Raw genomic sequence first — 18,788 nt, 5'->3', positions numbered from 1 at the left:
GCCCCCCCCCAGGACCGAGGTCCTCCGCTGCGAGTCTCCCTAGTAGAAGGGGTCGTTGCCAGGCCCGGTGGTCGCCGGTAGAACTGGATGAGTCGCCGAGCGGCACGGGTGTTTCTCCCCGCCGCAGACGAACCCCTCTCCCCGTGTGAGTGGCTCACGCATGCCTCCGGCATGCGGCGACCCCCCTCGTCCCCTTCGGAAGGTTCATCCGTGTCCAACTCTGTCATCCGCCGCATCGCCGCTTCGAAGAAGACCCTCGCGGGTGCCGTCGTGGCCGTCGGTGCCGCCGGTTCCCTGCTCGCCACGGTCCCCGCCCAGGCGGCGGCTCCCACGAGCGCCAAGGCGATCGCCCAGCAGATGATCAAGGACCCGGCGCAGTTCGCCGCCTTCAACAACATCGTTTCCCACGAGAGTGGCTGGGACCACACCGCCACGAACTCCGCCTCGGGCGCCTACGGCCTGGTCCAGGCCCTGCCGGGCTCGAAGATGGCCTCGGCCGGTGCGGACTGGAAGACCAACCCCGCCACCCAGATCAAGTGGGGCCTGGACTACATGAAGTCCCGCTACGGCAGCCCCGTGGGCGCCTGGAACTTCTGGCAGGTCCACCACTGGTACTGAGCCACCCTCGGTAGCAGACACACCAAGACGCCCGGCCGGGACCACCCGGCCGGGCGTCTTCGCGTATGCGGCGGTGTGTATATAGGGGGAGCGCCGCGGAGGTGGGTCGCGTACCTCGTGGCAGTCGGGCCCCCGGGCGGTCGGTTCATCCGATATCCGCCTGTGACCGCCCGGCAGCGGACGGCCAGCCCCCATCGCTCCGGCGCATGATCGTCCTGTTTGCCGGGTATGGGCCTGAAACATAAGTGAGTGCCGTGCCTCAGGGAGCTGCCATGTCGACTGACGCGATCGTGATGCTGAGGGAAGGCCACAAGGAGATCAGGCGGCTGATCCGCTCCTACCGGGTCGAAGGCCGGACCGAGGCAGTGGGGCCCTTCCTGCGCGCGCTGACCGTCTACACGTACATCGAGCGGGAGGGGATGTACCCGCGCGTCTGCGTTCTGCTCCCCGAGACGGAACCCGAAATCCTCAGCTACATCGAGGAACATCACATCGCCGACGTGCTGGCCGCCGAGCTGTACGACATGCGCCCCGGCGAGATCGCGTTCGACGCCAAGGCCCGGCTGCTGATGGACATCGTCGAGCGGCACATGGACGCGGAGGAGCACCGCTGGTTTCCGCGCGTACGAGCCGGCGTCGGGCGCAGGGAACTGCAGGAGATCGGCGCCTGGATGACGAGGCTCGCCGAGCGTGCCCCTCAGCGCCCGCGCCGCCCCTCCGTACACACGATGTGGGACGCCGTGGCCGCGTGATGGGGCAACCGGCGGCCCGCCGAACGTCAACCGCGGCCCGGTCGGTCAGGCCGCCGGGCGCAGGTGCGTGACGAGACGGAAGCGTTGCAGCACCACCGCGGTCTCGTCGTCCACGGTGAACGCCGGGTCGTCCAGTGCCGCGCGCATCTCCGCGCTGTGCCAGAACCTCTCATGGTTGGCCCGCCATCCGGCGATGCTGGTATCGCCTTCCCCCTCGGCCACCACATGAGCGAAATCCACCTCGGCGAGCGGCACGACGCGCACCTCGGTGACCTCGATGACCCCGACCGGGCGGTCCTCGGAGTCGATCACGACCTCGCGGCTCCCGACGGAGGGAAGTGGCTCCTTCGCGTGCTCGTAGCCGAGTAGGAGCCCCGTCGTCGAGGTCTTGGATCCGTCGATGACGGCCGCGACGAGCTGGTCCCGCAGCGGGCCGGGAAAGGCGAACTCGGCCCGGGGGAGCAGGGCGATGTCATCGGGCGGGAAGGCGTCGGTGGTCATGCGGCCACAGTAACGACGTGTCCGCCCGAACCGGTATCCATTTGGGCCCCGCCGGTACCCGGTGGGCTCCCGCCCGGCCCGACCCGGGCGGGAGTCGCGGCCTCGCTACTCGCTCTTGCAGGCGGTGACGTTGTCGCTGGTGCCGGGTACGGCCGCGGCCCGAGCCGCCTGGAAGTTGGCCTCGAACGCGCTGTAGACGGAGGGCGTGGTGATCCGCAGCATCGCCTCGTCGTTGTCGCGCAGCGCCGGACCGCTCCAGTTGTGGCTGCCGGTCCACACCAGCTTCTGGACGGTACCCGCGTACATACCGTCCACCATCACGTTCTTGGAGTGCACGATGCGGTTCGGGGTGGCGCTGTCGGAGTCGTCATCGTGCTGGTAGCAGCGGTTGGTGATGCCGGAGACCCCGTGCAGGGCGTTCCACGTCCCCGTGTCCGTCTCGCTGTAGACGAGATCCACCAGACATCCCGCCCCGGCGAGCGCGCGCAGCTTGTCGGCCACGGCCTGACGGCTGATCTTCAACATGGCCGCGTGCACGGTCGTACGGTGCGAGCCGGCCGTGTCGGTCCAGCGGCAGGTGATGTTGTCCAGCGCGTTCACGACGGTGTCCGTGGTGGCGTCGGTGCCCGCGCGCGGGAAGAAGTAGTACTTGTAGTCGCCCGCGTTGCCGTACGTGTACGTCCAGCCGGCGCGGTTCTGGGCGGGCAGCTTGTCGAAGTAGGAGAGGTAGCCGTTGTAGAGCTCGGTGTTGCCCACGACGGTGACCGAACTGTTCCAGTAGCGCGTGTAGTTGGACGGCGTCAGGTTCGAGGTGAGCTGCACCACGACGTTCTTCTGAGTTCCGCCACCGACGCTGCCGGCCAGCAGGAACTTGTTGTGGTTGATGCCGGTGCCCGCCGGGCCGAGACAGGAGCTGCCGGTGGCGCACAGCTTCACGTACGAGCTCTTCGTGGTGTCCGTACCGAGAGCGGTCCGCAGGATGTCGTACGCGGCCGGGTAGTCGCGGGTGCTCGCGTCCAGGACCACCTTGACGCTGATGCCTCGGTCCGTCTTCGCGGCGACGAGTTCGTTGGCGACGGTCTCGTCCCACAGGTGGTACATGGCTAGCCGCAGCGAGGTTCCGCTGTCGGCGTTGGTGACGACGGACCGGACCTGGCCGCGGATGGCTTGCTGGGCCGCGCTGTCACCGGTCGGATCGTTGAAGACCGGGCCCGTGGTGACCGTGGCGGCGCTCGCGGTGTCCACGGGCCCCACGAGCATGCCGGTCAGTACCCCCGTGGCGACGGCGAACGCGCCGACGGCCGTGCGCAGTCGGCCGGGTGGGCCGGGTATACGGATGAGTTTCATGTCCCTCCCCTGTGAGATCCACAACCCCCGGGCATCCTAGCCGTGCACGGACGTGGGCCGGTTGGTCCCGCTCGTGACGCCGAGGACACGCCGGGCATCAACCGCGGCGCGCACGGTACACGTAAGGCGAGACGGGGCGCCGCCCCGCCGCACTGTGAGGAGGTGGCCGCCCTATGAGGCAGTCGACGGGCCGGACGCTGGACCAACCCGAGAGGGAGACCGAACTCCGCCTGCCCGGCCGGGCAGCTTCCCGTGCCCCCGGGAGCCGCGCCCCCCAGCCCTTTCCGGGATCATGAGCCCTTCGCAGGCGGCTCTGGCCGCTTCGTTGAGCATGGGCAGGGAAGTGACGGCCGGGCTGGTCCTTGCCGCGCTCGCGCTTGTCGTTGCCGCGGCGGGGGCGGTCGTCCTCACCGTCCGGCTGGTCCGGGCCCGCAGGATCCTGCGGGACGCCGGCATTCCCCTGACCCACAAGGCCGCCTACTGGGGCGCGCTGCTGTATGTGATCAGCCCGGTCGACCTGCTCCCCGATCCCGTCTACCTCGACGACATAGGCGTCCTGCTCCTGGCCCTGCGCACCCTGCACGGCGCGGTCGCACGGGGGAAGGACGAACTGGAGACGGACTAGCTTCTCCCGGCCGGCCTCAGACCGGCTTGCGCCATACGGAGATGTGCTTCGCGGAGTCCTGGGTGAACGGGGTCCCGTCCCAGTCCGCGACGCGGCGCTCCCGTTCCAGCCCGGCGATGCGCGCCATGAGGTCGAGCTCCGCCGGCCCGGCGTACCGGTGCCGGGAGTTGCCGCGGCGGTACCTGCCGTCGTCGCCGTCGTGGGTGAGGTGGTGGGAGACGAGGACCTGTTCGACCAGGTCGAAGGTGTCGAAGCCGAGATGCCGTTCGGAGACGTCGAAGGGCACCGCGACCTGCCCGGGAGGCAGGAACCGCAGCGGCGGCACACCCAGCTCGATGACGAACCGGCCGCCGGGCGCAAGATGGCGGGCGGCGTTGCGGAAGCACGCCACCTGCTCGTCCTGGGTGAGCAGATTGGCGATGGTGTTGTAGACGAGGTAGACCAGGCTGAACTCACCGGGGACGACCGTGCTGGCCATGTCCCCGATGACCACGGGAAGCGTGACCTCGTCGGCTTTGCGGCGCAGGACCGCTGCCATGTGCTCGGACAGTTCGATGCCCACGACCGGCACACCGCGTTCCCGCAGGGGGACACCCACGCGTCCGGTGCCGATGGCGAACTCCAGGGCCCGGCCGTCTCCGGCCAGCTCGGCGAGGAAGGTGAGAGTCGGTCCGAGAACGGCGGCCGAGGACATCTCGGTCTCCTCGGCGTCGTAGCGGTCGGCGGTCGCACGGGTCCACAGCTCACTGCTCGTCACGGACGACCACTCTGCCGGGTACCGAAGGGCGCTGTCGACGCGTTTACCGTGTCGCGGCCGGGCCGCGTGCCACCGGTCGCAGCGGGCGCGCTTCACGCAAGGCCGCTGCCGCCTTTCGGGTGTATCTCCTCCGGTGGGGAATGAGACGCACCGGATCGGTGTTCCTGCTGGTCATGAAGGCAATTGTGCTGGAGAAGTTCGGTTCTGCTGACGACCTGCGCCTGGTGGACCTTCCCGATCCGAAGGTCGCGCCCGGCGAGGTCCTGATCAGGGTGAAGGCGGCGGCGGTCAATCCGGTCGACTGGAAACTGGGCGCCGGGTACCTCGATCCGATCATGGAGGCCGCGTTTCCGCTGATCCCGGGATGGGACGTCGCGGGCGTGGTGGAAGCGATCGGCCTGGACGTACCCGAGTACCAGGTGGGCGACGAGGTTTTCGGCTATCTGCGCAAGGACTGGGTGGAGAAGGGCACGTACGCCGAACTGGTCGCCGCGCCGGTACGCTGCGTCGCGCCCAAGCCCGCCGCGCTGAGCTGGGAAGAGGCGGCCGGGGTGCCGTTGGCGGGCCTGACGGCCTATCAGTCGGTCCGGCGGGCCGGGGTGACGGCGGGTGAGACGGTGCTGGTGCACGCCGCCGCCGGCGGTGTCGGAGCGTTCGCCGTGCAGATCCTGGTGGCCCTCGGCGCCCGGGTGATCGGTACCGCGAGCGAGCGCAACCACGAGTTCCTGCGCGGGCTCGGCGCCGAGCCCGTGACGTACGGGGACGGCTTGGAGGACCGCGTACGCGCGCTGGCGCCGGAGGGCGTGGACGCGGCGCTCGACTTCGTCGGGGGCGGTGTCGTCGATCTGTCGCAGGCCCTGCTCAAGCAGCGGGAGCGCATCGTGTCCATCGCCGACCAGGCCGCTGTCGAGCAGGGTGGGCACTCGCTCTGGGTGCGTCCGGACAGCGAGGACCTCACGGAGCTCGCCCGGCTCGCCGACGCCGGGAAGCTCTCGGTGCACGTCGAGAAGACCTTCCCGCTGGCCGAGGCGGCGGACGCCTGGCGCCTCAACCAGGAGGGGCGGACCCGCGGCAAGATCGTCCTCACCGTCTGACACCGCGTCCGCGACGACGGGGCCGCCGTCCCGAGCCGACCGAGGTCATCCTGACCGGCCGGTGGACAGGACGGCGGCCCCGTCCGCGTGCCGCCCCGGTGACCCGGGACCGTGCCCGGCGACGGCCGGGGCGATGAACCGAACGGCCTGCTGATAGAACTCCCGTGTTCTCGCCCTTCCCAGGCCACACAGGAGGCCCCACCCATGCCCCGCATGGAACACGCCGCGGCGTCGCCCGCCCTCAGCCGCCGCTCCCTGCTCGACCGCGCCGCGTTCGGCACCGCCGGACTCGCCGCCACCGGGCTTGCGACCGCCACCGTGCTTGGCGCGCAGCCCGCGAGCGCGGCCACCCCCTCCGGCACCTGGAAGGTGTACTACGTCGACAGTTCGGCGGGGACCACCGAGGCGACCGTCCAGGCCGCGCTGAACGCCGCCAAGAGCGCGGGCGGCGGGCATGTCGTCGTGGGCCCCGGCACCTGGACCATCGGCGCGTATCTGCGGATCGGCGCCGACACACGTCTGACGCTGACGCCCGGCACCACGTTCCGGCGTACCGGAAGCACCCAGTTCATGCTGATGAACGGAGCATGGGGGGACACGGCCGGCGGCTCCGGCTACAGCGGGCCGGGGAACATCATCATCGAGGGCGGGGTCTGGGATGTGGCCGGCCCGCAGCCCACCGACGACGCGCAGGGCTGGATGGGGATATCCATCTGGCACGCCACCGATGTGATCATCCGCGATCTGCGCGTGGTGAACGTATCGAACTGGCACGCCGTGGAGTTCGGCGCCGTACGCAACGGCCGGGTCGAGAACTGCCGCTTCAGCGGCTGGACCGGCACCGCCAACCGCATCTCCTGGGGAACCGAGGCCGTCCAGCTGGACAGCGCCCGCGTGGGCGGCAGTGTCATCGGCTCCGAGGACGGCACCGCCTGCTCCGACATCGTCATTCGCGACAACTACTGCGGCTCGGGCAGCACGGTCGGTGGTATCACCTACGGCGCCTTCCCCACCCTCGTCGGCTCCCACAGCTTCGACGCCCGCAACTCCCACGAGCGCGTCGAGATCATCGGAAACACCATCCACGGCAGCCGCTGGTTCGCCATCCACCCCTACGCGACCAACCAGACGGTCGTCGCCGACAACACGATGGACGACTGCTTCGGCGGTATCCGCGCGGCCTACGCCAGTGACGGCGGTACGGTCGCGGGCTTCCAGGACCTCGTCGTCACCGGCAACATCGTCCAGGGCGCGGGCGCCAAGGACCGTGGCATCGACATCATGGGCGGCAACGCGAACAGCGGCACCTCGGCCTCCCGTGTCGTCATCTCCGGCAACGTCGTGGCCGGTGCCGCCGCGGCCGGGATCCGGGCGTACTACGCCCCCGACGCGTTGATCAGCGCGAACACCGTGTCCGGGAGCAACGACAAGGGGATCCATGTGGACTCCTCACCGGGCTCTTCCGTGACCGGCAACGTGGTGCGCAGCAGCCCCACCGGGGTGGCCGTCGTCTCCTCGGCCAACACCCTGGTCAACGGCAACAGCCTGCTGGGCACCACCACGCCCGTCGCGGTGACCGCGGCCGACAGTCCGGGCTGCCTGGTCACGGCGAACCTGCCGGTCTGAGGCGCGCGACCACGGTTTTCGCCGTCCGGGCACGGGCTTCCCAGATCGTGATCATGCTCAGTAGGCTCGGAGCGACGGCACCGCGCAGAGGGCGGGGCCGTCGCCGCCGCCGACGAGAGGGACCCCCGATGGACCGGACCGTGACGAAGCTGCCCAGCACCGGCCGGGGTGTCCTGGTCACCGGCGCCTCCCGGGGCATCGGCCGGGCCGTGGCCGCCGCCTTCGCCCAGGGCGGCGACCGGGTCGCCGTCCACTGCTCCAAAGCCGGTCCGGACGCCGAGGCGACCCTCGCCGCACTGGAGGGGCAGGGACACGTACTCATCGCCGCCGACCTCGCGGACCCGGACGGCGTCGAGGAGCTGGCGGCCCGCGCCGAGGAAGCGCTCGGCGGAGTGGACATCCTGGTCAACAACGCCGCCGTGATGGTGGCCCACCCTCTCGCGCACACCTCGTACGAGCAGTGGCAGCAGGCCTGGCGACAGACCGTCGACGTGAACCTCCTGGGTCCCGCCCATCTCAGCCACCGGGTGGCGAACCGGATGATCGAGGCGGGCCGCGAAGGGCGGATCGTCAACATCGGCTCGCGCGGCGCTTTCCGGGGCGAGCCCGACCACCCGGCCTACGGCGCCACCAAGGCCGCCCTGCACGCGCTGGGCCAGTCCCTCGCGGTCTCCCTCGCCCCGCACGGGATCGCGGTGGCGTCCGTCGCCCCCGGCTTCGTCGCCACCGAGCGCGTCGCGGGCCGCCTGGAGGGGCCCGAAGGCGAGGCCATCCGGGCCCAGAGCCCCTTCGGACGCGTCGCCGACCCGAGCGAGATCGCCGCGGCTGTGCTCCATCTGTCCTCCCCGCAGGCGATGTGGAGCTCGGGCACCGTCCTCGATGTCAACGGGGCCTCGTACTTGCGGACCTGACACCCCCCCTCGACCCGCGCCCGCCCAGGAGCCCACCCATGCACCACTACGATGTAGAGACCCTGCCCGCGGGCCCCTGGCGCAACGGCGGCGGCACCACGAGAGAGATCGCCTCGCGCCCCGAGGGCACCGATGACTTCGGGTGGCGTGCGAGCGTAGCCGAGATCGGCCGGGGCGGTCCGTTCTCGGCGTTCGCGGGGGTGGACCGGACCCTCACCCTGCTCTCGGGCGACGGGGTACGGCTGACGTCGCCCGGTGCGTTCGACCGGCTGCTGGCGCGCGCGGGGGAGCCCTTCGCATTCTCCGGCGACCTCGCCCTCACCGCCGAACTCGCGGGCGGGCCCTGCCGGGTGCTCAACCTGATGGTGCGGCGCGGCCACTGGACGGCCGAGGTGGACCGGGTCACCGGGCCCGTCGTACCGGGACCGGGACACTCCGGTGTGCTCCATGTGCTGTGCGGCCACTGGCAGGCCGAGGCGGACAATTCCGTCCTGACGACGGGTCAGGGCGTGTGGTGGGACGCGGCCGACGACGCGGCGCCGGGAGCGGTCGTACCGTTTTCACCCGACGCCGCCGCCCTGTGGGCGGATGTCGTGCCGACCGCGTGACACCGGGTCAGGCGCCCGCTACCGCCCGGTCACCGCTCCCGGTCGCGGCCGGGTGGATGGTCTCGGAGGGCGCGTTGGCGGTACGCCGCGCCCACAGCCAGTACAGCGCCGCGGTGCCGCCCAGCCCGACGATCCACGAGATGTCGGCGCCGTCGAGCTTCTTGGTGATCGGGCCGGTGTACAAGGTGGTGGCCAGGAACGGAACCTGCACGGCGACCCCGACGACGTAGCAGGTCAGCGCGGTGACGTTCCACCGCCCGTAGCGGCCGTCCGGGTCGTACAGCGCCGGGATGTCGACCCGTTCACGGGACAGCAGGTAGTAGTCGACCAGGTTGATCGCGCTCCACGGGGTGAACACCGTCAGGAGCAGCAGCACGAAGTTCTTGAAGTTGGTCAGGAAGTCGTCGCTGGCGGCGAGCGCGATGACCATCGACACCGCGATGAAGCCGACGATGTACGCGGCGCGTACCGCGGCCGAGATGTGCGAGCGGCGGTCGAACGCCGTGACGGTGGTCAGGATCGACATGAAGCCGCCGTAGGCGTTCAGGCAGTTGACGGTCAGCTTGCCGACCACGATCACCAGATAGATGAGGAACGCGAGGAACGCCGGGCCCGCCAGATCGCCGAGGAAGCCCACCTGGTCGGGCAGGAACGCCTCCCCGGCGACGGCCGCGGTGAGCGCGCCCAGCGTCATGGACCACTGGGAGCCGATGACGGAGCCGAGGAAGGTGGACCAGAACGTCGCGCGCGTGCTGGTGTCGCGGGGCAGGTAGCGCGAGTAGTCCGCGACATAGGGACCGAAGGTCAGCTGCCATCCGGCCCCGAGACCCACGGCGAGCAGAAAGGTCGCGGCGTCGAAGCCCTTCTGGCCGACGTGCGCGCCCACGTCGTACTGCGTGAACAGGCGCACCAGCAGATAGCCCAGGCCCAGCGCGCCGACGACGGTCGCGACCCGGCCCGCGATGTGGATGAGGCGGTAGCCGGTCACGGCCACCACGGCGGTCAGCGCCCCGAAGACGAGGATCCCGGCGTCCGTGCCGATGTGCAGCATCTCGGACACCGCCTGCCCGGCCAGTACGCTGCCGGTCGCGGCGAATCCGAGATACATCAGGATCACCAGCACCAGCGGCAGGACCGCGCCGTACACGCCGAACTGCGCGCGGCTGGAGATCATCTGCGGTACGCCGAGGCGCGGGCCCTGCGCGGAGTGCAGGGCCATCACGATGCCGCCGAGCACGTTGCCGATCAGCAGCGCGGGTATCGCCCAGAGCGCGTCGGCACCGAAGACGACCGACAGCGCGCCGTCGACGATCGCCGTGATCTGCATATTGGCGCCGAACCACAGGGTGAACTGGCTGCGCGGCGTGCCGTGCCGCTCGCTGTCCGGGACGGCCTCGATGGTCCGCCTCTCCACTGCGAGTCGGTCCCCGGCGGTGTGCTGTACGGGCATGTTGGTGGCCTTTCCCCCGCAGCTGTTACGGCGTATCCGCGTGGACTCCGCCGTCGACCTGGTGGTGCTGCGCCGAATCTGGCATGGGGGTGAACAAACATCAAGATCTTGAATGGCAAATTTCACATCGGGGGACGCTGCCCGTTCCGGGACGGATCCCCGACGTGCCCTCCGGGAACGCGCGGATCACCGCGGCCATGCGGTGGGTGACGTGCAGTCGCCGGTAGGCGTTCTCCAGGTGTTTGCGTACGGTGCCCTCGGACACTCCCGGCCGACGGGCGATCTGGATGTTGGTGTGTCCGGGGCAGGGTGAGCAGCGCGCGGTCCCGCTCCGAGACCCCTGACCGCATGGGCCGGTGGTGCGGTCAGGTCAGGCTGCGGGCTTCGTACGACGCGGCGGACCAGGCGGGCCCGCTCGTCGCCGGTGTGAGCGTCACGGTGAGCAGGCTCCGTCCCCGGGTGAGCGCGGCGGGCAGTTGGTAGGTGTCGTCGAGCCAGCGGCGGTCGGTGTTGGCGAGCGGCTGGTACCAGTCGCCCAGCCGGTGCCCGTCGACGCTCACCCCTGCTTGCTGGGGCGCCTGTTGCTGGTCGGAGGTGCGCCGCAGCTCGACACCTCTGTTGCGCGGATCGATGGCCAGGGTGAAGGTCACGGGCGTCCGGGTGCTCCGGGTCAGGGCGCGCAGCCGGGTGGGCGTACGGGCATCGCCTTCGAAGGCGGAGTCGAGCACGGCCGGGGGAGTCGAGGCGCTGGAGGTGTAGTGGTGTGCCGTCTCGTCTGCGGGATCTCCCAGGTGCACGATGTCGCTCGCGTACGAGGAGGGAGTGGGGGACTCGTACCAGAACGCGGTGGAGGAGTAGTCGGCCTGCCGGTCGTTCATCGGGCCGTGTTCGATCGTGTAGTCGATCGACTGGGTGAAGGCCACTGCGTCGTGGAGCTGGAGCCGGTAGGCATCGGTGCAGTCGCGCCCGGTCGCGCACCCCGAGGAGGCGGTGAGGTGTGCGGGGTTTCCGTTGAAGGGCTGGGTGTAGGGGCCGTGGTTGAAGTACCAGCCGCTCTGGTAGAAGTCCTCGGTACCGGTGCCATGGATCTGCGGGGTGCGTGCCCCGTCGACGTATACCCGTTCGTCGCCCTCCAGGTAGGTACGGTCCGTGTCGCCCCGCATGCCGTGGCTGACCCCGACGAACTTGCCCCGGCCCTGTGTGCGCAGGAACGACCAGCTCTCACCGGGAACGGTCGGCCCGGCGTGCGACAGAGCGTGGAAACGGCCCTCGGTTCTCGCACGGACGGCCTGGGCGTGAGCGGTCGAGGGCGCGGTGCTCACCGAGGCGCTGCCCGCGGTGACGGGCACGTCGCTGCCGTTGTACAGCTGGACGTGTGCCCAGGTCATGAAGGGCATGGGCCACCAGGCCCGGAAGGTCTGCGTCTGGGGATCGGTGGCGAACATGAGAGCCCGTACCGGTGCCATGGCCTGCCCCGCGCCGAAGAACTCGCCGAGCGGCGCGTCGACCGTGCGCTGCCCGTCGAACGAGATCAGCAGACGCAGACCGGTGAGCAGCGCCCGGGCGTCCGCCGGCGCGGCGCGTCGGCCGGCCCTCGGGAGCCTGCCGCTGTCCGCCGCCCGCTGGGCGCCGGTACCGGATGCCTGGGGGAGGTGGATCTCCAGTGCGGTGAGCAAGCCCGGTGTGGTGGACGTGGCGAGGGTCTGGGTGCGCCCCGGCGCGAGGCTGAGGGCCTGGGTGGTCGTGCGGGTCCCGGGCAGGGCCGGCTTGGGGTCGCGGGTGCCGGCCGCCTTGACGAGGGCGACGACATCCTGCGCCGTGTCGTGGGCGTCGAAGGCGACGACCCCTTCGGCGTCGGCGAAGGAGCGGTACGACACGTGGTAGAAGAGCGGATTGTGCTGGGTGGTGATGCGCATGGACTCGCGGTACGGCATGGGCACCTCGATGAGAACGCCACCCGACGACGCGTCGGCGTTGGCCACCAGAGGCGGCGTGAAAGGCGCGCCGAGCCGGCCGTTCACCACATCCTGAAGGGGCGCGTCCAGGACCTTCTTGCCGTCGAGCTCGATGGTGAGGGTGCCTGTGCGGGACACGTCGCCCTGATCGCGGGTGAACCAGATGGTCCCGATCTCACCCGCTCCACGGTGCTCCGCGATCACGCACCCCTCCGCGCCGGTGCGCAGACACGAGTAGGTGCCGAAGAAGCCGTCCTGCGCGTTGCCGCCCGTACGGTCGAAGCTGGAGAACTGCAGGGTCCGTACACCCGAGGGAAGGTCGGGGAGGCGGTCCAGACGGCGCAGGCTGTCCCACCCCACCGGCCCCTTGGCATCGGCGGTCACGGTGTCCGGCGGGTTCGGCGCGCCTCCCGCCGTGGCCTGCGCGTACGTAGGCAGCAGTGCCAGTACGACGGTGACGGTGAGCGCCGTCGCGCGAGAGAACCACCCGGCACACGTCAACCCGACCTCCAGGACATGGACATGAGGCGTCCCCAGGTGCGCCTGCGCCGGGCGCGCCGGGAGCCACGGCCGCGTGACAGGCCAACGTGGGACAGTGTGCCCGGGGAAGGCGCCGCGGCGGGTGACCTCACCACGGCGAGTCCTGATCCGCCGGTGCGGGGCCCGGTGCCGCGACGGCGTCGGCGGCCGTCCGCGGGCTACGCGCCCAGGGGGTCGATCACCACCTCGGCCTCAAGCTCCCGTATGCGCTGGGTGTCCTGGTCGAGGACGTCCTGGTCGGGGGCGCAGAGCAGTACCCAGCCGAGAGCGGTGAAGAGGTCTTCGGTCCTGGGCACCCGGGAGCCGTTGGGGTAACGGCAGGCCAGCTGCTGGAACGCGGTCAGCTCACGCGCCGCGTCGAGCACCTCGACGTTCCTCATGGCGCCGCTGTGCGCGGCGGAGAGCCACACCACCCGGGTGGGCCGCACGATCTCGAATCCGGGGGTGAAGGCGGAGTCCAGGTGGTGTCGCACGGCACGGTCGACCTGGCAGTCTCCGGTCGCCAGCCGTGTGGCCCGCTGCGCACAGCCGCCGTCGAGGCGCGCCGCGATTTCGATCAGCCGGGGGCCGCCGTCCGTCAGCATGATCTCGGTGTGGGCGCATCCCGCCCGTATGCCGACCGCGTCGGCGACCTGGCGCGCATACGCCCCCAGGGTGGCGCCCAGCGGATCGTCGGCCCGCAGGTAGTCCTCGGCGTCGTAGACCCCTACCCGGTTCCCCCGGGCCGACTTGCTGTACCGGACCACGGCCACCAGACCCATCACACCGTTGACGGAGTACGTGTCGACGACGAACTCGGTTCCGGAGGCGAACTCCTGGAGCAGCACGCTGTCGTTGGACAGGTCGAACATGTTGACGGAGCCCAGCAGCCGCCGGAACACGGGGCGCCAGTCCTCGCCCTTCTCCACTCTGTGCACACCGTCCGTCCCCCCGCTGCACCGCGGCTTGAGGACCAGCGCCTGGCCCTCCAGTCCGGTCTCGCGCAGCCAGTCGGCCGCCTCCTCCTCCGTCGTGGCGGCGAAGGTGCGCAGGTGTGGTACGCCCGCCTTCGCCACGGCCTGGACCATGGGCCACTTGTCCCGGCGGGCCGCGGAGAGTCCGGGTGTGTTGCCCGTTCCGGGGGCCAGCTCCTCGATCAGCGCGTCCACGAGCCTGACCGCGGACTCATTGCCGGGGATGACGGCTACCGGGTCGTAACCACGCACGATCCGGGTGAGTTCGCCGAAGTCGCCGTCGTGGAAATGGCAGGCGCTGAAGGAACCCGGTTTCCAGCCGTGGAGGTAGGACCTCAGCGGTGCCGGTGTGCTCAGTACGGCGATCGGTTCGACTCCCCGCTCACGAAAGGCGTGTGCGTACTCCACCGCCTCGGAGTAGGGATCGACCAGGATCACATGGCGTGGCATCTGTCGTTTCTCCTTGGGTTTCTCTTCTGACGGACGTGCGCTGCGGACCTCGCGCCGGCCGCCCTAACCTCCGAGGCGGATTTCGGTCTGGGCCGTCCCCGCTCCGGCCGGGCGCACCCCGCCCCACGCGGCGGCGCCGGCCAGGACGCCCACCACCCCGCAACCGAGCCACAGCCCCTCCTCGAAGCGGTTCCAGAGCATCACTCCGACGAACGGACCGATCGAACTGCCCAGTCCGTACAAGGCGTTGGAGGCGCCCAGATAACGTCCCCGCAGCCGGGTCGGGCCCGCCTGCGCGGGATAGGCGAAGAACAGGGACGGATAGCCGATGATCTCGCCGAGCGACCAGACGAGGGTGGCGATCACCAGAGCCGCGAGCCCCCACGGCAGGGCGTAGAGACTCATTCCGACGCCGGTCAGCAGCACACCCGTGATCACGGCCGTCCGTATCGGCCGACGCTGCACCACCTTGGCGACCAGGAGTTCACAGGTGATGACGAGAAGGCCGTTGAGCGCGACCATCGCCGCATAGGCCTCGATGCCCATCCCGAGGTGCCGCACGGTCAGCGGCAGGGTCGAGATGTGCTGGACGTAGATGACGGAGCTGGTGAACATCGCCAGCAGGAACAGCAGATACCGGCGGTCGGCCAGTACCGTCAGATACGACCCCGTGGACGCTCCCGCCTGCCCGTCCCGCGCGCCCTCGTCGTCCCCCGGCCCTGTCGTCGTACCCGGTTCCCCGCGCCGCGGCAGGGTGGTGGCGGCGACCGCGGAGAAGACCGTCACGGTCAGCGCCTCGCCCCAGAACAGGAAGTCCCAGGAGACCTTGACGAGCGCCGCGCCCAGCAGCGGGGCGGCGGTCGTGCCGAGGTTGATCGCCAGCCGGCCGATCGCGAAGACCATGACATGGCGGTCGGGCGGGGTGAGTTGACTGATCATGCTGGTGGAGGCGGGTTGGTACGCCATTGCGGCGGCCCCGCTGACGGCGATGAACGCGAGGATGGTCCAGTAGTCGTCCAGATAGAGGACACACGGGAGCAGCACGGCCGAACCCAGCAGCGTGGACGTCATCGTCAGCCGGGGCCCGAGCACGTCGGACATCCACCCCCCGACCAGCGTCCCGAGCACGGCTCCAGCGCCGTACACACCGAGGGCGGCGCCCGCCTGGGTGTCGGAGAAACCGCGATGCGTCAGGTACAGCACCATGAAGACCTGGACGAAACCACCGAGCCGGTTGACCATGGTCCCGACCAGCAGGGACTTCACCGCGGCCGGGGACTCGCGCCATACCTGCCGCACCCCCGCGTGCTGTTGGCCGGTCCCGTCCGACGCTGTCGTCGCGTTGTTCTGTGCCATGCACCCCACTGTGCGCAAGGCGCCGGAGCGGCGACAGTGGCAGCACTGACGGGCAACAGCGAATTACTGCCACCCAGCCCGACGCCCCGGGCAGCGCCCACACCGTCGGGGTCATGCGATCGGGCCGGGGCTGTCAGAACGCCGCGTACTCCTGCACATTGGGTCCCATGCTGAAGAACGTAGCCGCGGTCCTGCTGGAGGACGTGCACCCCTTCGAACTGGGTGTCATCTGCGAAGTGTTCGGGATCGACCGCCAGGAGGAGGGCCTGCCCGCGTACGACTTCGCGCTCGTCGCCGCAGAATCCCCATCGGTGCGGGCCGTGCCCGGTTTCACCATCAGTACGCCCCACGGACTCGACCGCCTGGAGGAGGCCGACCTCATCGCCATCCCGGTCGGAGACGACTTCCACACCCGGGACTTCCCGCCCGCGCTCCTGGAAGCCCTGCGCCGGGCGGTCGCCCGCGGGGCCCGGGTGCTGAGCGTCTGCGTCGGCGCCTTCGTCCTGGGCGCCGCGGGGCTGCTCGACGGACGGCGCTGCACCACACACTGGCGCTACGCCGACGCGCTCGCCCGGCGCTATCCCCGGGCCCGCGTCGAACCGGGCGTGCTCTACGTCGACGAGGACCCGGTCCTCACCTCGGCGGGCACCTCCGCCGGGATCGACGCCTGCCTCCATCTGGTGCGCAGACTCCAGGGCAGCGAGGTCGCCAACGCCATCGCGCGCCGGATGGTGGTGCCCCCGCACCGGGAGGGCGGCCAGGCCCAGTACGTCGAGCGGCCGGTGGCCCGCTACGGGGAGGACGGCATACGCGAGGTGCTGGTCTGGGCCGAGAAGAACCTGCACCTGGAGATCAGCGTCGACCAACTGGCGGCACGGGCGAGCATGTCGCCGCGCACCTTCGCCCGTCGCTTCCGGACCGAGACGGGCACCACCCCCTACCGCTGGCTGCTGGCCCAGCGGGTGCTGGGCGCCCAGCGGCTGCTGGAGAGCACCGACGAGACGGTGGAGGTGGTCGCCGCCCGTACGGGATTCGCCAACGGGGCCGCTCTGCGGCACCAGTTCGTACGCTCCCTCGACACCACACCCCACGCCTACCGGCGCGCCTTCCGGGGCCGGGCGGCGAACACCACCCCGTACTGATGGCCCGCCCGGCACGGGCGGGCCACCACGTCGTGCAGACCCGTCGGGTCAGAGCTTCAGGCGGTGCACCCCTCCCTGCACCGTGCCCACGTACAGCCACCCGCCGGAGGCCGCCAGGCTGGTGGCGTTGAGGTTCTGCAGACCGGTGGAGATGTTCTGCCAGCTGCGGCCACCGTCCGTGGAGCGCAGCACGCCTCGGCCACCCCGGGGCAGAGCGCTGTCCCAGTAGCTGGTGCCGGCCGCGTAAAGGGTGCCGCCCACCTCCAGGATGTCACCGACCCGCAGCGGCAGCTTGCCGGTGTCACCGGTACGGAAGGTCCTGCCGCCGTCCGTCGAGACCTTGATGTCGTCGCCACCGGTCAGCATCTTCGAGCCGGTGAACTCGATGGTGCTCACCCGGCCGTCGACGACCTTGGTGATGTCGTCGCCGCCGTTGTCGGAGCGGTAGAGGCCGTCGGGGGTGCCGAGCCACAGCCGGTCCGGGTTCTTCGGGTCGCCCGCGACGGCGGTGAAGTACGTGTCGTCATGGAGAAGGTTCTTCCAGTTGGCGCCGCCGTCCTCGGTGGAGAACAGGCCCTGGCCCAGGAGGTTCGCGTACGAGACGTATACGCGCTCGGGGTCGGCGGGGTGCACCGCCAGGGCGAGCACCGTGCCGTTGCTCTCGCCCTTCTGCTGCCAGGTGGCACCCGCGTCGCCGCTGCGCTCCAGATGGAAGTCGCCCCAGGCGCCGGTGCGCACCCGCCACACGATCCGGGAGTCCTTGGCGGAGGCCTGCAACAGCCGGGTCGTGACGCCGAGCCTGCCCTCGCCGCCGGTGGTGCCCCACTCGGCACCGGAGACCGGAAGCCGTGAGCGGTGCGTGCCCTGCGGGCCGGCCGCGAGCAGATGGCCGCCGCTGAGAGCGAGGGCGTTGACGGTGCCGCCCTGAACGCCGATGCGCCGGTAGTCCTTGCCGTCCGCCGTACCCCGGTAGACACCGGCCGCGTCCTCGGAGACGGTCAGTGAGCCGTCGGCCCAGCGGGTGAAGTCGGAGGTCGTGGAGGCGGCGTTGGCGGCCGGGATGGTGCTCCAACGGCGGCCGTGGTCGCGGCCGACGCGGATGTCCTTGCCGTAACCGGCGTACAGGTCGCCGCCGGTGAGGGTGAGGCCCGTACCGCCGACTCCGTGGTTGTCCAGCGTGGCCCAGGTCCGGCCGCCGTCGAAGGAGCCGACGATGCCGGTCCCCACCTCGTACATGGCCACGACCCGGCTGTCCGCGACGACGTCGACGGAGACCCCGCTGCCGGTGGGCGCGTACACCTTGGTGGCCTTGCCGAGGGTGCCCGACGTCAGCCCGTCGCGCTTCCACAGCGACTTGCCCGCCGAGAAGTAGAGGCTGTCACCGCCGATCGCCACGTCGTAGACGCGGTCGACGGGGACGCCGAGGGGTTCGGTGGTCCAGGTGTCGCCGCCGTCCCGGCTGATCAGGAGATCGGTGGCGGTGACGGCCAGGAGCGTGCGGCCCGTCTCGTCGGTGAGGAAGCCGATGATGCGCGCGTCGGGGGTGTCGAGCGTCTGCCAGGTGCGCCCGCCGTCCTCGGTGCGCAGGATCGAGCCCGCGCGGGGGATGCCGGACGCGCTGTTGGCCGCGTACCACCAGCGCTTGGGGTCGTGCGGGTCGATGACGGTGAAGGCGCGGCCGGCCGCGTCACCGAGCGGCAGCCTGGTGTGCTGCTTCCAGGTCGCGCCGTTGTCCTCGGTGGACCAGGGGCCGGCCTTGTTGTACTGGGTGAGGACGGCGGCGCCGGGGGCGCTCGGCGCGGTGGTGATGTCGCCGCTCTCGGAGTTGGGGCCGACGGGCTGCCAGCGGGAGGTGCGGCTGTTCCGGGGAGTGACCTCGAAGCCGTCGCGGTTGCTGGTGAGTGTCTTGCCGTCGGTGGTGCGGCCCTCGGCGGACACCAGATGGGCGCCCTCGCCGCGGCCGGTGATCTCCGCCTGGTAGACGTTCTCGCCGCGGAGCTTCGTGGTGACGGTGTAGGGCCTGCCGTGCGGCGGGGTGACGGTCACGACCGGCGGCTTCGCGAGGGGGGCGGCCGCACGGCAGGCCCTACACCGTCACCACGA

At 70.7% G+C, this 18,788-nt stretch carries 17 protein-coding genes; 8 read left to right on the top strand and 9 right to left on the bottom strand.

Features of this window, described 5'->3' with window-relative positions; genetic code table 11:
* Nucleotides 1-171: 171 nt before the first annotated feature.
* Both ACJA3G_RS10050 and ACJA3G_RS10045 read left to right on the top strand, forming a co-directional pair.
* Nucleotides 172-618 (top strand): transglycosylase SLT domain-containing protein, encoded by a 447-nt coding sequence (locus tag ACJA3G_RS10050; RefSeq protein WP_406552559.1) that lies wholly within the window; start codon nucleotides 172-174, stop codon nucleotides 616-618.
* 272 nt (nucleotides 619-890) lie between these two features.
* Nucleotides 891-1,370, top strand: a complete 480-nt coding sequence (locus ACJA3G_RS10045) for a hemerythrin domain-containing protein (RefSeq protein ID WP_406552558.1) — start codon at nucleotides 891-893, stop codon at nucleotides 1,368-1,370.
* 45 nt (nucleotides 1,371-1,415) lie between these two features.
* Here ACJA3G_RS10045 and ACJA3G_RS10040 read toward each other — a convergent pair whose 3' ends face one another.
* Entirely contained in the window at nucleotides 1,416-1,871 is a 456-nt protein-coding gene (locus ACJA3G_RS10040; protein WP_406552557.1) for an ASCH domain-containing protein, read from the bottom strand.
* A gap of 105 nt (nucleotides 1,872-1,976) precedes the next feature.
* Entirely contained in the window at nucleotides 1,977-3,218 is a 1,242-nt protein-coding gene (locus ACJA3G_RS10035) for a phospholipase D-like domain-containing protein (protein ID WP_406552556.1), read from the bottom strand.
* 331 nt (nucleotides 3,219-3,549) lie between these two features.
* On the opposite strand from ACJA3G_RS10035, the gene ACJA3G_RS10030 reads away from it, so the two are divergent.
* The gene (locus ACJA3G_RS10030; protein ID WP_406552555.1) at nucleotides 3,550-3,843 is read left to right on the top strand and encodes a YkvA family protein; all 294 of its coding nucleotides are present in this window, start codon (nucleotides 3,550-3,552) and stop codon (nucleotides 3,841-3,843) included.
* Between the two features lie 16 nt (nucleotides 3,844-3,859).
* Here the strand turns inward: ACJA3G_RS10030 and ACJA3G_RS10025 are convergent, their stop codons facing one another.
* Complete coding sequence (locus tag ACJA3G_RS10025; RefSeq protein ID WP_406552554.1) at nucleotides 3,860-4,600, bottom strand: class I SAM-dependent DNA methyltransferase; 741 nt, start codon at nucleotides 4,598-4,600, stop codon at nucleotides 3,860-3,862.
* Between the two features lie 173 nt (nucleotides 4,601-4,773).
* On the opposite strand from ACJA3G_RS10025, the gene ACJA3G_RS10020 reads away from it, so the two are divergent.
* The 4 genes from ACJA3G_RS10020 (at nucleotide 4,774) to ACJA3G_RS10005 (ending at nucleotide 8,839) form a co-directional block, all read left to right on the top strand.
* Nucleotides 4,774-5,694 (top strand): NADP-dependent oxidoreductase, encoded by a 921-nt coding sequence (locus ACJA3G_RS10020; RefSeq protein WP_406552561.1) that lies wholly within the window; start codon nucleotides 4,774-4,776, stop codon nucleotides 5,692-5,694.
* Nucleotides 5,695-5,898: 204 nt separating this feature from the next.
* Nucleotides 5,899-7,320, top strand: coding sequence for a right-handed parallel beta-helix repeat-containing protein (locus ACJA3G_RS10015; protein ID WP_406552553.1), 1,422 nt, complete (start codon nucleotides 5,899-5,901; stop codon nucleotides 7,318-7,320).
* Nucleotides 7,321-7,448: 128 nt separating this feature from the next.
* Nucleotides 7,449-8,231, top strand: coding sequence for an SDR family NAD(P)-dependent oxidoreductase (locus ACJA3G_RS10010; protein ID WP_406552552.1), 783 nt, complete (start codon nucleotides 7,449-7,451; stop codon nucleotides 8,229-8,231).
* Between the two features lie 38 nt (nucleotides 8,232-8,269).
* Nucleotides 8,270-8,839, top strand: coding sequence for a HutD family protein (locus ACJA3G_RS10005; protein ID WP_406552551.1), 570 nt, complete (start codon nucleotides 8,270-8,272; stop codon nucleotides 8,837-8,839).
* Between the two features lie 7 nt (nucleotides 8,840-8,846).
* Here the strand turns inward: ACJA3G_RS10005 and ACJA3G_RS10000 are convergent, their stop codons facing one another.
* The 5 genes from ACJA3G_RS10000 to ACJA3G_RS09980 form a co-directional block, all read right to left on the bottom strand.
* Nucleotides 8,847-10,289, bottom strand: coding sequence for a purine-cytosine permease family protein (locus tag ACJA3G_RS10000; RefSeq protein WP_406552550.1), 1,443 nt, complete (start codon nucleotides 10,287-10,289; stop codon nucleotides 8,847-8,849).
* Between the two features lie 100 nt (nucleotides 10,290-10,389).
* Nucleotides 10,390-10,578 carry a LuxR C-terminal-related transcriptional regulator gene (locus ACJA3G_RS09995; RefSeq protein ID WP_406552560.1) on the bottom strand — a complete coding sequence of 63 codons (189 nt, stop codon included), beginning with the start codon at nucleotides 10,576-10,578 and terminating at the stop codon, nucleotides 10,390-10,392.
* Nucleotides 10,579-10,654: 76 nt separating this feature from the next.
* Nucleotides 10,655-12,745 (bottom strand): glycoside hydrolase family 172 protein, encoded by a 2,091-nt coding sequence (locus ACJA3G_RS09990; protein ID WP_406552549.1) that lies wholly within the window; start codon nucleotides 12,743-12,745, stop codon nucleotides 10,655-10,657.
* A gap of 197 nt (nucleotides 12,746-12,942) precedes the next feature.
* Nucleotides 12,943-14,187, bottom strand: coding sequence for an ATP-grasp domain-containing protein (locus tag ACJA3G_RS09985; RefSeq protein WP_406552548.1), 1,245 nt, complete (start codon nucleotides 14,185-14,187; stop codon nucleotides 12,943-12,945).
* 63 nt (nucleotides 14,188-14,250) lie between these two features.
* Nucleotides 14,251-15,543, bottom strand: coding sequence for an MFS transporter (locus ACJA3G_RS09980; RefSeq protein ID WP_406552547.1), 1,293 nt, complete (start codon nucleotides 15,541-15,543; stop codon nucleotides 14,251-14,253).
* A gap of 167 nt (nucleotides 15,544-15,710) precedes the next feature.
* On the opposite strand from ACJA3G_RS09980, the gene ACJA3G_RS09975 reads away from it, so the two are divergent.
* On the top strand, nucleotides 15,711-16,685 hold the full coding sequence (locus ACJA3G_RS09975; RefSeq protein ID WP_406552546.1) for a helix-turn-helix domain-containing protein: 975 nt from the start codon (nucleotides 15,711-15,713) through the stop codon (nucleotides 16,683-16,685).
* 48 nt (nucleotides 16,686-16,733) lie between these two features.
* Here the strand turns inward: ACJA3G_RS09975 and ACJA3G_RS09970 are convergent, their stop codons facing one another.
* The gene (locus ACJA3G_RS09970; protein ID WP_406552545.1) at nucleotides 16,734-18,731 is read right to left on the bottom strand and encodes a WD40/YVTN/BNR-like repeat-containing protein; all 1,998 of its coding nucleotides are present in this window, start codon (nucleotides 18,729-18,731) and stop codon (nucleotides 16,734-16,736) included.
* Nucleotides 18,732-18,788: the final 57 nt, after the last annotated feature.

This window comes from Streptomyces sp. YS-3 (assembly GCF_045257485.1).
Taxonomy (GTDB): Bacteria; Actinomycetota; Actinomycetes; order Streptomycetales; family Streptomycetaceae; genus Streptomyces.
Note: the sequence above shows the minus strand (reverse complement) of the source record. Positions and strands in the feature narration are given on the sequence as shown.